At 59.4% G+C, this 13245-nt stretch carries 15 protein-coding genes and 1 pseudogene; 3 read left to right on the top strand and 13 right to left on the bottom strand.

All coding sequences use genetic code 11. The features are described 5' to 3' along the window. Positions 1 to 140 precede the first annotated feature (140 nt). The 7 genes from B0G73_RS14305 to B0G73_RS14270 form a co-directional block, all read right to left on the bottom strand. Positions 141 to 353 (bottom strand): helix-turn-helix domain-containing protein, encoded by a 213-nt coding sequence (locus B0G73_RS14305; protein ID WP_106281739.1) that lies wholly within the window; start codon positions 351 to 353, stop codon positions 141 to 143. A 75-nt stretch (positions 354 to 428) separates the two neighbouring features. Further along, a complete protein-coding gene (locus tag B0G73_RS14300; RefSeq protein WP_181196548.1) occupies positions 429 to 668 on the bottom strand; it encodes an excisionase family DNA-binding protein in 240 nt (79 codons plus the stop codon). 13 nt (positions 669 to 681) lie between these two features. Then, on the bottom strand, positions 682 to 1002 hold the full coding sequence (locus B0G73_RS14295) for a hypothetical protein (RefSeq protein WP_181196547.1): 321 nt from the start codon (positions 1000 to 1002) through the stop codon (positions 682 to 684). Continuing rightward, positions 1002 to 1460: a hypothetical protein gene (locus tag B0G73_RS14290; RefSeq protein ID WP_106281733.1), complete on the bottom strand. Its 459-nt coding sequence runs from the start codon at positions 1458 to 1460 to the stop codon at positions 1002 to 1004. Before B0G73_RS14290 ends, B0G73_RS14295 begins: the two co-directional genes overlap by 1 nt. After that, complete coding sequence (locus B0G73_RS14285; protein ID WP_106281731.1) at positions 1448 to 2017, bottom strand: hypothetical protein; 570 nt, start codon at positions 2015 to 2017, stop codon at positions 1448 to 1450. The genes B0G73_RS14290 and B0G73_RS14285 overlap by 13 nt, the downstream gene beginning before the upstream one ends. Positions 2018 to 2305: 288 nt before the next feature. Continuing rightward, entirely contained in the window at positions 2306 to 2482 is a 177-nt protein-coding gene (locus B0G73_RS14275; protein WP_181196546.1) for a hypothetical protein, read from the bottom strand. Positions 2483 to 2858: 376 nt separating this feature from the next. After that, positions 2859 to 3392 (bottom strand): hypothetical protein, encoded by a 534-nt coding sequence (locus tag B0G73_RS14270; RefSeq protein WP_106281728.1) that lies wholly within the window; start codon positions 3390 to 3392, stop codon positions 2859 to 2861. A 341-nt stretch (positions 3393 to 3733) separates the two neighbouring features. Between B0G73_RS14270 and B0G73_RS14265 the strand changes: the two genes are divergently transcribed. Both B0G73_RS14265 and B0G73_RS14260 read left to right on the top strand, forming a co-directional pair. Then, positions 3734 to 4024: a helix-turn-helix domain-containing protein gene (locus B0G73_RS14265; protein ID WP_106281726.1), complete on the top strand. Its 291-nt coding sequence runs from the start codon at positions 3734 to 3736 to the stop codon at positions 4022 to 4024. 631 nt (positions 4025 to 4655) lie between these two features. Next, a complete protein-coding gene (locus B0G73_RS14260) occupies positions 4656 to 4958 on the top strand; it encodes a helix-turn-helix domain-containing protein (protein ID WP_106281724.1) in 303 nt (100 codons plus the stop codon). 616 nt (positions 4959 to 5574) lie between these two features. Here B0G73_RS14260 and B0G73_RS14250 read toward each other — a convergent pair. The 6 genes and pseudogenes from B0G73_RS14250 to B0G73_RS14225 form a co-directional block, all read right to left on the bottom strand. Next, a pseudogene (locus tag B0G73_RS14250) lies at positions 5575 to 5700 on the bottom strand (response regulator transcription factor); the annotation flags it as partial. A gap of 113 nt (positions 5701 to 5813) precedes the next feature. Further along, a complete protein-coding gene (locus tag B0G73_RS14245; protein ID WP_106281720.1) occupies positions 5814 to 6905 on the bottom strand; it encodes an OmpA family protein in 1092 nt (363 codons plus the stop codon). A 154-nt stretch (positions 6906 to 7059) separates the two neighbouring features. After that, positions 7060 to 7899 (bottom strand): ABC transporter permease, encoded by an 840-nt coding sequence (locus B0G73_RS14240; protein ID WP_106281718.1) that lies wholly within the window; start codon positions 7897 to 7899, stop codon positions 7060 to 7062. 15 nt (positions 7900 to 7914) lie between these two features. Then, a complete protein-coding gene (locus B0G73_RS14235; protein WP_181196554.1) occupies positions 7915 to 9183 on the bottom strand; it encodes an ABC transporter permease in 1269 nt (422 codons plus the stop codon). Between the two features lie 128 nt (positions 9184 to 9311). After that, positions 9312 to 10361 carry an ABC transporter substrate-binding protein gene (locus tag B0G73_RS14230; protein ID WP_106281714.1) on the bottom strand — a complete coding sequence of 350 codons (1050 nt, stop codon included), beginning with the start codon at positions 10359 to 10361 and terminating at the stop codon, positions 9312 to 9314. Between the two features lie 108 nt (positions 10362 to 10469). Continuing rightward, positions 10470 to 11567: an ABC transporter ATP-binding protein gene (locus B0G73_RS14225; RefSeq protein ID WP_106281712.1), complete on the bottom strand. Its 1098-nt coding sequence runs from the start codon at positions 11565 to 11567 to the stop codon at positions 10470 to 10472. Between the two features lie 129 nt (positions 11568 to 11696). On the opposite strand from B0G73_RS14225, the gene B0G73_RS14220 reads away from it, so the two are divergent. Next, positions 11697 to 13244: a PLP-dependent aminotransferase family protein gene (locus tag B0G73_RS14220; RefSeq protein WP_106281710.1), complete on the top strand. Its 1548-nt coding sequence runs from the start codon at positions 11697 to 11699 to the stop codon at positions 13242 to 13244. Position 13245 lies beyond the last annotated feature (1 nt).

The following is a 13245-nucleotide window of genomic DNA, read 5'->3' as shown; positions in this document are numbered from 1 at the left end:
GCGCCAATCACCCGTGCTCATAATCTCCACTGCGACTTTCTCTCTTATGCCGTGTAACACTGGGACTTTGTGCGCGCTGCTTCCCCCCGGCAAACGTAACGCGCGGATGCTTCTTGAGGCCAAGCTACTCCACGCGGTCGTCACAGCCCAGGCGGCTCGTCGGCCTCTGTCTGACTGTCGAGATATCGCCTTGCTCTTTCGTCCATCTCTAGCCGGTACGTCCGGACCGACTCCTCGTCGACAATGTATTCGCCATCATCCCCACGTGCGCCGAGCAGGTCTCCGCTTTCGAGGAGTCGCCTAACGTGCGAGCGGCTGACAAATAAGAAATCTGCGACTTCCGCGATGGTCATGTCTGTGCTCCGTTACAGGCGCGAAACCGTGTCCCGAGATGCGCGGGTCCACTCCGATGAAGGCCTAGTCTGCGGTCACCTTTGCTTGTCATAGAGTCCGACTTCCTGCGATTGGCGTGCGAGTTCTTCCAGCGCCTTGCGCCCATGTCGTTTTGCTTTCAAGCGGTACGCCTCCGCATCCCGGCGGGCGACCGTGTGTGTGCCGTTTGCATTTGCGCTCGCAGGTAACTTGCCGTCGCGGATTAGCTTTACGACATAAGCCGGCGACACATTCATCAAGACGGCAGCTTCAGCGACCGTCAAGGTTAAGTCCATGTTCTGTTCCTTGCTACCAGCCGAGAAGCGTGCGCAGGCGCTCAATAAGCCAGTCCATCTCGACGACCGACACCCATCCCTTTCTCTGCAGTCCATTGCGCACGCGTTGCAGCGTCACGTCAGGCGTGTTGCCCGGATATTTTGCGGCGTCGGCCTGTGCCTTGGGTACGAGCTGCTGCGCGAGGTCCTCGCACAGGTCCCACCGCTCGAAGCGCTCTTCGGGCGTCTGACCGACAACAAATTTGCCGTCAATCAAACGGCCGGCGAGTTTCATCTGAGCGCCAGACAGCGACGCTGGGGTGACGTCCCGCGGGAAGTCGTCGGGAACATTCATCACAAATCGTCGAGGTTGATTTGTACCGAGCGGCTTACTGACTTCAGACGAGACTCCGCCAGCGCTGATAGCTGGCACTCGTCGCACAGCGCGTCAAGCACTGAACGCGCGATGCTCACTACGTCGTCACCCTCCGCTACAGCGACGTCCGCTTTGATTCCAAGCATCCCGTCGCAGGACAGGTTTGCTTTAGCGATTCCTCCCCGCAATGAGATGTCGATTCGCGCAAGCAACGCTGGCGCTTTGCGACGAACGAAAACTGTAAGTGCAGGCCCCACCGGACTAGGCGTCGCGTAGCGCTTTTGGCTCATCTCGAGCAACACAACGATTGCTCGAAGGAAATCATTGGGTGCAAGACCCTCAATTGTTCCGCTGAGCGTCGCGGTGAGCGTTAGCGCACTCATATCGCCTCGGTACTCACCGTCGTATATCTCGATTTTCAGTGCTATTGCGCGCATGCTGCTGTCTCAAAAACTGTTCGAGCAATCGTGACGACATCGTCCCCAACAACGAAAGGCACTGGCGCCAGGTCAATGCGGTGCTGCGTGCTATATATGCTCGCGTAAGCCAAGCGGTTTTTGCACTGGACCGCAACGCGCAGCGAAGCGCGTACTTGCGATTCAACCGGGCCTTCCATCCTGGCTTCATGCACGAAGACGGTGAACACGGAGGCAACGGGAAACGGGCCTCTGGGGTCCGGGCGATTTAGAGCGCTGCGCGCACTCTGCCACCTGGACTCGCCGAATGACAGCATCGTGCCGTCGCACACTATATGAACTGTGTCGCCGGTGCCGTCGCCGAGGATGACGGTGACATTCGTCTCCAGCAGTCCGTCAACTTTGTACGAATGCTCGGTATCACCCGGCCGAGGCGGCCGGCCACGCAGCAGCTTCTCTCTGCATGCAAGAACGCTGTCGCGGTCCAGTGCGAGGTCGCCGACCGCAAGCAAGCGGAGTACATCGGCTTCGGTAATGTGCAAGACCGCCGCAGCTTCCGCTTCGGTAAAGTCAGTCATCGCCATCGCTCAGATGCGCACGCAAAGCGAGGGCGAGGGCCGCGTCCGGACTCAGCGGTAGCGGTCCCAAGGGCGCTACATGTATCGCCCATCGGCACAACTGGCGCACTTTGTCTTTGTCGTCAGCAGACAAGCGCAATGTGCACAGCGCGGTGTCGACGGCCACTTCAGGAGAACCGGGCACTCCCGTTGTCTTGCAGCATTCGAAAATCGCGTCAAACGCTGCACGAACTCGCGTCGAGTCTGTATTAGCTTCGGCTAGCGCGTCACGAATCAATGCTTCATATGTCACGGCTGACAAGCCTCGCGAACGATTTGTTCTATGCGGGCGATAACGCTGTTGGGCAGCTTTGCGAACCTTTCGCGGGCTGAGTCGGGCAGTTGAAAGTTGTTGGATGCGATGGTGCGCACAAGCGCTGAAGCGACAAATTGAGGTATGTCGAATTCCGCATCGATGCTGCGCATCGCTATCTTCCACCCAGTCCCGGTCATATCTCCGCCCAACTTCGAATCATGCGTGCGCCAGGTCTTCCTCGCAATCAACGTCAATGCGAGACATTGCCGACGCGTTCGTGCCAACCCTGACTCGTATCAACAGTTCGCGACGTTCACGATTCGCCAGTACGCGAGTGAGCTGCAAGCGGCTTCCGAGGCGGTTTAGTTCAGACCGCAGAACTACGACGCCATCTCGTTGCGCTATTGGCCGCATGACACGTGCTTCGAGTCTCATGTTTCTTGCAACCTGACACGCGCCGATGCCTGCGCGCTCAGCAACAACGAGGCTCCTCCATGGCGGACTCAATCCGACACAAACAGGTGTGGGCGGAGGGCAGCGTTGACATCATTGCTTGTCGCCCCGCCGCATACGGGCCATCAAGTCGTCTACCGCGGTGTTGTGCTCGATGCTCGCAAGATGTAGCAAAACTGCAAGACCGACTTCCGGCTCCGACTGCCAAGGGTCTACGCGCACGCCCGAAATCTTGATGGTCGGCCGATTTGTCGCCACAGCTTCACCGCGGACCCGTCCCTTCGCATCGACAGAGACTGTGAACCGTCCGGCAGCGTCTTGCACACGGTCGCACTCTCGTTCAACGAAACAGGTCACGTGCATAACCCGAGTTCGCTTTGTTTTCGTTGTTGCTTCCGGCTCTGGTGGGGCAACTGCGCCCCTCTCAGATACCAGCTCGGCGCTTTCGTATCGATGCAGCGCGTGGTACGCATCTGCCCAAATGTCCCGCGAGCTGCCATGCTGAATGCAAGGACCGAGCAGCTCCTGGCAACAACGCAGGCTGTAGCCGAACTGACCAGAGTACACGCCGATAGCTAGGTCTTCGCGTTCTCGGAACTCGGCGTGCTCGACTACATAGACTGCCATTCCTGCTGCTCCTCTACATCTTTCGCTGGTTGGGCGATTCGCGGTTGCATCTGAATGTCCGCGTGGAGTAAATCCGCATCGAACTTTGTTGCCGTGGAAGAGGCGCGGTTCGACTGACCATTTTCATCACGGACTTCTGACCACGTGAAAACACACCACGCCTAAAGCCGCCTGTCGACGGAACTAGGATTCTCTTGCCCCGTCACGACGACCGTTGGATGGCTCAGGGGATACGTGACAGTCTAAAACGATAAACATGAACTGTAAATAGTGCCACTTTAAAAAGTGGCACTTTAAATAGGGTAGATTCATCGCTGCCGATAGGGAATGCTCCTGTCCATATGGATGACATCACCACACCACAGCAGATGGCTGCACGGCTCAGGCTCGCCACAAATCTAAGATTGTTGCGCGGCAAGGTGGGCTTCTCGCAAGAAACCCTCGCCGCCAAGGCGGGGATGCACCGGAATCAGGTTGGTCTCATTGAACGAGGCACGCACGGCGTCACCCTGGACAACTTGGTCTCGCTCGCTAACGCGCTCGGAGTGGAACCATCGCAGTTGCTCATCGAACCAACCGAAACGCCCCAACCTATCAAGACCGGGCGTCCGAAAAAGACGGATGCTCCGTAAGCTACGCTCTGCCTATCAGCCATTTTTCGACTACATCACGCCGCCAGTGAATCGTGGCAGCCCAAGGCGCTGATGGGCGCGTGAGAGAAGAGCAGAAGTTGATATCTCGAGCATATCGGCTAGTGCGCGGCATCGAGGAAGCATGAATCAAATGTGGTATTCATGACGTCGCTCGGCAGATTGCTTCATGTTCCGTTCTCATTCTCTTCCGGAGTAGACCTCGTCAGTTCGCCTTCAACGAAGAGCCAACAGCGCGGTCGCGACTGTTCGGGTGGCAGTCCCTAATTCGGTCGAGGTATCCATCAGCAACCGGCATCTGAGATTGAGCGGCCGAGAGCTTTTAAACTACGCCCCTTCGGACTCATAGCATTGTCAACCTCAGAGTCGGAACACAAAAACCATTGATATTCCCCCGTCTGCACAACTCTGTTGCCCACACCACAAGGGTGTGGACAGCCGCCTAACGGCGGTTCCAAAGTTGAATACACTCGAACCAGCGCGCCGACTGCATTGGCTTGCAGAAGGGCATAAGTAAATTCGAAATCGACACTGCAACGGCACGCCCAGCCCAGACCAAAAAAAGCCCTGTTAAGGGGCTTCTTTGCGTTGGGAAGTAGAGCTGTAATCGGCGATGCTTCGTCCGACATGGACAAGTTCGAACATAGCACAGCAGGCTGCTGGGAAGCATCTACCGGAAAACCTCAAGGGGTTCAGGGCCGAGTACGACCTTTCGCAAGAAGCGCTCAGCGAGCGCGCGGGATTTCATCGGACGTACGTAAGCCAGCTCGAACGACAGGCTACCGACCCGACGCTGGATACTATGGTCGCAATCGCCATCGCGCTCGCCGTCGAGTTGACGGACTTGCTCTCGGAGCGCAAAAGCCCGCCAGCGACGCTTTTACTTGAAAGACGCCCCGCTATAAAGGCCTTCTAGAACGCTTCGAACCGCGGTCAATCGATTCAACCGTGAGGCCTAAGGCGACCAGATGGAGTATCGCTTCCAGAGCAGGAAGAGATTTGAGACGAAAACCATTCTTGCACGGCATCTTGCCGCCAACGAAGCAACTCGCGGTCGTACAGCTCAACGCGGGGTGGCAGCAGCCAAGGGCGGCGTTTTGCTCGCAGAATGATTGTGCGCAGGGAGAGGCCGAGGATGTCGGCCAGCTCATCGGCATCAAGGTCGGACTGGACCGGTGGAATGGGAGCTGGAGTCATCCTACCTATAGATGATTTTTTTAGACGCACGTTTCTGCGTCTAACTTAGCCCACTTTTCCCTCCCCAGGCTCCTCTCATTGTTGGTTTAACAAGGCCATGCCACTTCCCCGCGTGTGCAACTCTACTGCCCACACCACAAGGGCGTGGACAGCCCGCCCGATGGGCGGTTCCAGAGTTGCACACACTCGAACGCTGACGCGGCAGCTTCGCTGGCTTGCCCCAATCGACAAAATTTCTCACCCGACCCAAACGACAACACTGCTCTTCCGGGCGATGTCGCGAAGTGCTCCTGCGAGCGTAACGTTTCTCCCCGAAGCGGGCAAAGTCAAAAAACCATCTCGACAGCGGTCTGGCCATTATCGGCCTCAAGCACATTTTCAACGCCAAGCAATTGCACGAGCTGCATTTTGATGATCATGCGGAACGCAGGATGGTCGTCAATAATTAGAATAGTTGACATTTTTTCTTAATCCTTCTGAATACACAGGCTTTGCGACGTTGGTCGCTGCCTGTCTCAAACTCGAAGACGCATCGATGTGCGCGGTACGGTTGCTAGCTCTCGATCCAAAATCACTACGAGGCCGCCGCGACAAGTTCGATCTCGATGCGTCGATTCGGCGCGAGGCATCGCAGCAACACATCTCGCTGCGTTTGCCGGCAGGTCACCAGCGGATTCGCGCTGCCTCTGCCCTGTGCGGTCGTCGGCAATCTCACTCCTAGCGACTGCAGATATCGTTCGACGGTCCGCGCTCGCTGCGTCGATAAACGCAAGTTGTATGACTTGTCGCCAAGGCGGTCAGCGTAGCCGGTGATCTGCAGTTCACGCAGCGAGTGCATCTTCTTCAGTCGAATTGCCACGTCGTTCAACTGTCGTTTGCCGGCGGGCAATATCGCGGCATCGTCACCGCCGTTGAAGCGGAAAAGGGAATCGGCTTTGAGCATGATCTTTCGCGACGAATTCGCAGCCGAGATGGTCACAGGCGCACGGCCCGGCACCGGCGCGGATACCGGCATTTGCATCTTCTGCTTGCATTGAAGCGCGGTTTCCGCCGACTGACGCAACTTGTTCTGCACATCCGGCAAGCGCTGCTCGGCGTCGGAGAAACTGCGTCGCCACGCGTCATGGCCGGCCTGCATCAGTTCCACTTCGGCACAAGCGAGCGGCGGCTGAGCCTGCGGACATTGGGCAACAGTAGGATCTGATTTAATGGTATTGACGATCTTCCACAGATCGGGGCGCACCGTGGACACCGTGCGCAGCGCCGGATTGATAGCGGATAACGGCGCACCGCTCTCCAGGCTCATGGTAATCATGGCCGCCTGGCCGATCGCTTCTTCGACGAAGCCCCAGTGGTCGTTGGATTGCCGCGCCTGTTGAGCGGCATTGATCCAGCATTGTGCCTTGGCGTGAAAGTAGCCGTTCTGATCGCCGGGCAAATGGTCGAGCCGCGCCTGCAGGCGCGCGAGCGCCGTGCTGCTGCTTACCGCCGGCGCATAAGTGCTGATCCATTGTGAGTTGGCTGCGCCCGCGGCTTCGTCCTGTGTGACGTCGAAACCGCTATGCAACAAGGTGGCGTCTTCAATGCCCAGCCGGTCTCGCGCGGCGTGGTTGGCGCAAGCCGTCAAAACCAGCGCGCAAACAAGCACCGTGAGGTGGTGTTTCATTAATTCCCCGCGTCGAGCGCATCTTCTTATTGAGGGCTACGAGTATGCAGAGCCGCCGATGCGTAGGGAATGGGAGCAGTCTTAGATTATTGTCAAAAGGTGATTGGCTATTATGCGTTTCGGATGAAAAGCGGTCGCCCGCTCGCGTCGATACTCAAGCCTTGACTGCTCGCGCTGCATTTCTCCCACGCAGCCATTCGAGCGCCAGTAACAGGCTAGTGGAAAAAACAATCAGAATTGTTGCCAGCGCGGCGATGGTCGGGCTGATATTTTCACGGATGCCGGTAAACATCTGTCGGGGCAACGTTGTCTGATCCGCGCCCGCCAGGAATAAGGTGACGACGACTTCGTCGAATGAAGTCGCGAACGCGAACAGCGCGCCTGAGATCACGCCCGGCGCGATCACCGGCAAGGTGATGCGGAAGAACGTCTTCACCGGATTCGCGCCTAGCGACAGACTTGCCCGCACGAGGTTGTAGTTGAACCCCTGCAACGTCGCGGCCACGGTCGTCACGACAAAGGGCACGCCGAGCGACGCATGCGCGAGAATCAGGCCGATGTAGGTGTTGGCCAACCCGAGCGGCGCGAAGAACAGATACATGCCGACACCCACTACCACCACCGGCACGATCATCGGCGAAATCAGGATCGCCATGAGCAGACCCTTGCCGCGGAAGTTCGCCTTGGTCAGTCCGATTGCCGCCAACGTGCCGAGCACGGTTGCAACCACCGTCGCCGACGGCGCGACGATAAAGCTGTTCTTAGCGGCCATGCGCCATTCATCGGATGCGATCAGATTCTGATACCAGCGCAACGACCAGCCCGGAATCGGATACACCAGAAACGTGCTCGACGAAAACGACAGCGGCACGATCGCCAGCACCGGCAGGATGAGATAGAGCAGCGTGAGCACGGCCAGCGCACGCAACGCGAAATACCACACGCGTTCGACCAAAGACGTATGCGGCGCGAACAAAGGCTTGGCAAGTTTCATCGCAATAGACTCCGTTCAGCCGAGGCTCAGTGACGAGCGCGTGAAGCGTCCGTAAATGACGTACAGCACGAGCGTCGCGGCGAGCAGCAGACCGCCGAGGGCGCACGCCATGCCCCAGTTGATCGTCACGTTCGTGAAGTACGCGACGTAGTAGCTGACCATCTGATCGTTCGGTCCGCCGAGCAAGGCCGGCGTGATGTAGTAGCCGATCGCCAGAATGAACACCAGCAAGGCGCCCGCGCCGATGCCCGGATAAGTCTGCGGCACATAGACACGCCAGAACGCGGCGAACGGATGACTGCCGAGAGAGATCGCGGCGCGCTGATAGGTGGGCGGGATCGACTTCATCACGCTATAGAGCGGCAGGATCATGAACGGCAGCAGAATGTGCGTCATCGAAATGTAGACGCCGGTGCGGTTGAACAGTAACGCCAGCGGGTCATGCAGCAGCCCGCTGCCGATCAGCGCCTTGTTCACGAGCCCTTCGCTTTGCAGAATCACGATCCATGCGGCGACGCGCACGAGGATCGAGGTCCAGAACGGAATCAGCACGAGAATCATCACCAGATTTGCGCGGCGCTCGGACAGCATCGAAATCCAGTAAGCGAGCGGATAGCCGAGCAACAACGCGAAGAGCGTCACCGCCGCGCCGATCACAAAGGTGCGGCTGAACACGGCGAGATAGATCTGTTGATCAGGATCGGTCGGAATGATGTGGCCGAACGCGTCCTGCTTGTGGTCCAGCGATGCCAGCAGATAGAACGGCGAATACGCGCCGGAATTTTTTGCGATGGCTTGCCAGTACGCAACGTCGTTCCAGCGCTCGTCCAGTTCGACGAATTTCGCATGCATCTGGGCCGGCGTCAGCTGCAAAGCCTTGTTGTTGTCGTCGACGAACGGCATGGCGTGTGCGGACTTGGCGACCAGCGAACGGTAACCAGGAATCTCCACGTTCAGGCGTCGCGCGAGCGCTCCCATGCCGTCGCTGTCGGCGATCGCGGCTAGATCGACCGCCAGCGCGGCATACGCGGTGTCGGGCGGCGGTGTCTTGCGATCCCATGCGCTCAGTGAGGCCAGTGTATGCGGCAGCGCGTTGACGACCTCGGGATTTTGCGCGGCGCGCGTGAGCAGCGCGCCGATCGGCACGACAAAAATGAGCAGTAGAAAAATCGCGAGCGGCGCGATCAACAACAGCGCCATCGCACGCTTCCTGGCCTCCGCCGCTTTGAGTTCGCGTTTGAGTCGGCCACTCGATTCAGGCGTGGAATCAGCAGCGATTGTCATCGTAGTCACACCTGTCTCTCCAGCTCTACATTGGAACCGCACGCACATCCATAAAAAATGCGCGCGCGTCATTGCACATCTCGAAGGCGCGACCATTCACCCAGCCGCGCCTTCTCACGCAAGACTAATTACTTCGACGCCCACGACGAAAACCGCTGTTCCAGTTCGTCGCCATGATCCGTCCAGAACGCCAGGTTCTGCAGCACTGCGTTCTTCCCGTTAGCCGGCGAGTTCGGCAGATTCGCAAGCGTCTTCGGATCGAGCGCCTTGATTGCCGCGACATTCACCGGACCGTACGCGATATGGTGCGCATAGTCCTGCTGCGGCTTCGACGCGAGCGAATAGGCGATGTACTTCTCGGCCAGCGCCTTGTTCGGCGTCCCCTTCGGAATCGCCCAATAGTCGAGGTCGTAGATGCTGCCGTTCCAGACCACCTTCAGGTTCTTGCCTTCCTTCTGCGCGGCGTCGATCCGGCCGTTGTACGCGGTGGACATCACCACATCACCTGCGACGAGGAATTGCGGCGGCTGCGCGCCCGCTTCCCACCACTGGATGTTCGGCTTCAGTTCGTCGAGCTTCTTGAACGCGCGGTCCTGACCTTCCTTGGTGGCGAGCACCTTGTAGACGTCCTTCGGCGGCACGCCGTCGGCCATCAACGCGAATTCGAGGTTGTAGCGCGCGCCCTTGCGCATTGCCCGCTTGCCGGGGAATTTCTTGACGTCCCAGAAATCGGCCCAGCCGGCCGGCGCCGTTTTCAGTTTGTCCGCGTTGTACGCCAGCGCCGTCGACCACACGAAGAAGCCGACGCCGCACGTTTGCGGTGCTTCGGGAATCAGATCAGTCTTCTTGCCGATCTTCGACCAGTCGAGTTTCTCGTACAGCCCTTCATCACAGCCACGGCCGATATCGCCCGATTCGACTTCCACCACATCCCAGTTCACATGCTTGGCTTCGACCATCGCCTTCACTTTGGCCTGCTCGCCGTTGTATTCGACGGCGGTGACTTTATTGCCGGTCTCTTTTTCGAACGGTTGGTTGAATGCAACCTTTTGCGCGTCGCCATTCGCGCCGCCGAAATTGACGACCGTCAATTCCGCTGCATTGACTTGCGCGGCGCCCAGCGCGAGCGCCACAGCACCGACAGCGATGGCGCAGCGCGATTTCCCGATCTTGCTCATGGTGTGTTGCTCTCCTTTGGTGGTGTGCTTCAATACGTTCAGTGCGACTTTGTTATGTGCTGCTTGACCTGCTCAGCCTGCGTCGAACACATTGCGTAGTCGACGCGTTCACGCCCCTGCGAATACCCGTAAATGCTCGGGTGCGAATTCGAGTGCGACCGGTGCGCCGGGCGCGAAGGTGTCGAGCACGCCGGTGCCGAGCGGCACCTTCACGAAGCACTCGTCCTGTTGCGGCAGACCACAACGCATGCGTACGTGGTCGCCGAAATAGATCAGCCCGCGCGCTTCGCCGGCGAGCGCATTGGCGCCTTGCCGCGAAACCCCGCTGGCGAGCTTCATGCGCTCGGGCCGGATGCACGCGACCGCCGGCGTGCCCGCGCGCGCACCGCCGATATTGCGACCGGTAAGGCGCGTACCGTCGATCAGATGGAATTCGCAATACTCGCCGTCGACGTTCGCGATCGTGCCGCGCAGCTTGTTGCTGTCGCCGATGAAGTTCGCCACGAACTCATTGCATGGCGATTCATACAGACGATCCACGGTATCGAGCTGCTGCACGATGCCTTTGTCGAACACGGCAACGCGATCGGACATGGTCAACGCCTCGCCCTGATCGTGCGTGACGTACACGAACGTGACGCCGAGTTTCTCGTGCAGTGATTTAAGTTCGTACTGCATGTGTTCGCGCAACTGTTTATCCAGCGCGCCGAGCGGCTCGTCCATCAGCACGAGTTTCGGCTCGAACACCAGCGCGCGGGCAAGCGCGATACGCTGCTGCTGGCCACCAGAAAGCTGCGCCGGATAGCGCTTCGCGAAGCTCTCCATGCGCACCATCTTCAGCGCGTTGTTGGTGCGATGCGCGCGCTCTTCCGCCGAAATCTTGCGCACAGTCAGCGGATACGCGACGTTCTGCTCCACCGTCAGATGCGGGAACAGCGCGTAGTTCTGAAACACCATGCCGATGTTGCGCTTATGCGGCGGCACGGTATTGAGCAGCGTGCCATCCAGCCAGATTTCGCCGCCGGTGGGAAATTCAAAGCCTGCCAGCATCATCAGACAGGTGGTCTTGCCCGAACCGGACGGTCCGAGCAGCGTCAGAAATTCGCCCTGATAGATGTCCAGATCGAGCTGTTTGACGACCAGCGTTTCGCCGTCGTAGGTCTTGCGCACACCTCGAAAGCTGACGATCACGTCTTCGGTTTTCATCGTCCAAGTCTCCTCTGCGGTCCGGCTGGCTCCCGTGCAAAGCAGCGGGATTGCATCAATTGCGTGGCTCACTATAGACCGTTACGGTTCTACAATATGGAACCATTTCATTATTCCGGATAGAACCACTTGGACACCGTGATCTTGTCGGATTGGCTCGCCGCGCGGCTCGACCGCGCGGCCGCCGAACCGGTCTACCGGCAGACCTTGCGGCTCATGCAGCAGGCGATCCTGACCGGCCAGTTGCCGCCTGGCACCAAGCTGCCCAGTTCGCGCACGCTCGCCGAAGACCTCGGCATTGCGCGCAACACGGTGCTGCACGTCTACGACCAGCTGACCGCCGAAGGCTATGTGATCTCGACCACCGGCAGCGGCACTTATGTTGCCGACACGCGGCCGGACACGGCCGCCGTGAACATGCGCAGCAAGCCGGCAGTGGCGAGCGTCGACAAGGAAGACAGCACACCCAGGGAAACTCCCAAGCCGCCGAAACGCGACCTCAGCGATCTGTCGACTCGCGGACGTCGCCTGATCGACAAAGCCGGCGTGTCCGCCAAACAGTGGGGCGCGTTCATGCCGGGCGTGCCCGACGTCGCAGAATTTCCGGCGCGCACATGGAGCCGCCTCCAGGCGCGTTTGTGGAAGGAAGCCAATCCCGATCTGCTGACTTACGCGCCCGGCGGCGGCTACCGGCCGTTGCGGCGAGCGTTGTCGGATTATCTGCGCGTGGCGCGCTCGGTGAATTGCACGCCGGATCAGATCATCATCACCACGGGCATTCATCAGTCGATCGACCTGGCGGTGCGCCTGTTGACCGATGTCGGCGACCGCGCGTGGGTTGAGGAACCGTGCTATTGGGGCGCACGCAGCGTGCTGCAGTCATCGGGGATTACCCTCGTGCCGGTGCCGGTGGATGACGAAGGCCTCAATCCGCGCGAACAGGACTTGCAACAGCCGCCGCGGCTCGCGCTCGTCACGCCGTCGCACCAGTATCCGCTCGGCATGGTGATGAGCCTCGCGCGCCGCCGCACGTTGCTCGAATACGCGCGCCAGCACAACGTATGGATCATCGAGGATGACTACGACAGCGAGTTCCGCTACGGCAGCCGTCCGCTCGCGTCGCTGCAAGGACTCGACGAAGCCGGCCAGGTGATTTACGTCGGCAGTCTGGGGAAGATGCTGTTTCCGGGCTTGCGGATCGGCTACATGATCGCGCCGGAGCATCTGGTGGACACGTTCCGCACGGGCGTGGCCGAGTTGTATCGCGAAGGTCAGTTGATGCAGCAGGCGGTGATGACCGACTTCATCATGGACGGGCATCTCACGTCGCACGTTCGGCGCATGCGCGCGCTATACGGTGAACGGCGACAGATTCTGATCGACGCGATCACCGCGCGCTTCGGCAGCGAGCTGCCGGTGATGGGCGACGAGGCCGGCCTGCATCTGGTGCTCGGCTTGCCGGATCACGCGAACGACCGCGCGGTGACCGCTGCCGCTTACGACGCCGGCGTGATCGTGCGTCCGCTCGCGAGCTACTACAGCAGCGATACGCCCGCGCGTCGCGGGCTGCTGCTCGGCTATGCGTGCGTGCCGAACGACAAGATCGGCCCCGCGTTCGACACGCTCGCGCGCGTGATCGAGCAAACCGCGTTGAAGGCGCCGACGCGCGCCGCCTGAG

This window comes from Paraburkholderia sp. BL25I1N1, from assembly GCF_003002025.1.
GTDB lineage: Bacteria > Pseudomonadota > Gammaproteobacteria > Burkholderiales > Burkholderiaceae > Paraburkholderia.
The sequence above is the reverse complement of the archived record's forward strand: the minus strand, read 5'-3'. Positions and strand labels throughout refer to the sequence as shown.

Coding starts and splice junctions, on each gene's coding strand:
- B0G73_RS14305 (WP_106281739.1), bottom strand. CDS start 353: ATGACCATCGCGGAAGTCGCAGATTTCTTATTTGTCAGCCGCTCGCAC.
- B0G73_RS14300 (WP_181196548.1), bottom strand. CDS start 668: ATGGACTTAACCTTGACGGTCGCTGAAGCTGCCGTCTTGATGAATGTG.
- B0G73_RS14295 (WP_181196547.1), bottom strand. CDS start 1,002: ATGAATGTTCCCGACGACTTCCCGCGGGACGTCACCCCAGCGTCGCTG.
- B0G73_RS14290 (WP_106281733.1), bottom strand. CDS start 1,460: ATGCGCGCAATAGCACTGAAAATCGAGATATACGACGGTGAGTACCGA.
- B0G73_RS14285 (WP_106281731.1), bottom strand. CDS start 2,017: ATGACTGACTTTACCGAAGCGGAAGCTGCGGCGGTCTTGCACATTACC.
- B0G73_RS14275 (WP_181196546.1), bottom strand. CDS start 2,482: ATGCGCAGCATCGATGCGGAATTCGACATACCTCAATTTGTCGCTTCA.
- B0G73_RS14270 (WP_106281728.1), bottom strand. CDS start 3,392: ATGGCAGTCTATGTAGTCGAGCACGCCGAGTTCCGAGAACGCGAAGAC.
- B0G73_RS14265 (WP_106281726.1), top strand. CDS start 3,734: ATGGATGACATCACCACACCACAGCAGATGGCTGCACGGCTCAGGCTC.
- B0G73_RS14260 (WP_106281724.1), top strand. CDS start 4,656: ATGCTTCGTCCGACATGGACAAGTTCGAACATAGCACAGCAGGCTGCT.
- B0G73_RS14245 (WP_106281720.1), bottom strand. CDS start 6,905: ATGAAACACCACCTCACGGTGCTTGTTTGCGCGCTGGTTTTGACGGCT.
- B0G73_RS14240 (WP_106281718.1), bottom strand. CDS start 7,899: ATGAAACTTGCCAAGCCTTTGTTCGCGCCGCATACGTCTTTGGTCGAA.
- B0G73_RS14235 (WP_181196554.1), bottom strand. CDS start 9,183: ATGACAATCGCTGCTGATTCCACGCCTGAATCGAGTGGCCGACTCAAA.
- B0G73_RS14230 (WP_106281714.1), bottom strand. CDS start 10,361: ATGAGCAAGATCGGGAAATCGCGCTGCGCCATCGCTGTCGGTGCTGTG.
- B0G73_RS14225 (WP_106281712.1), bottom strand. CDS start 11,567: ATGAAAACCGAAGACGTGATCGTCAGCTTTCGAGGTGTGCGCAAGACC.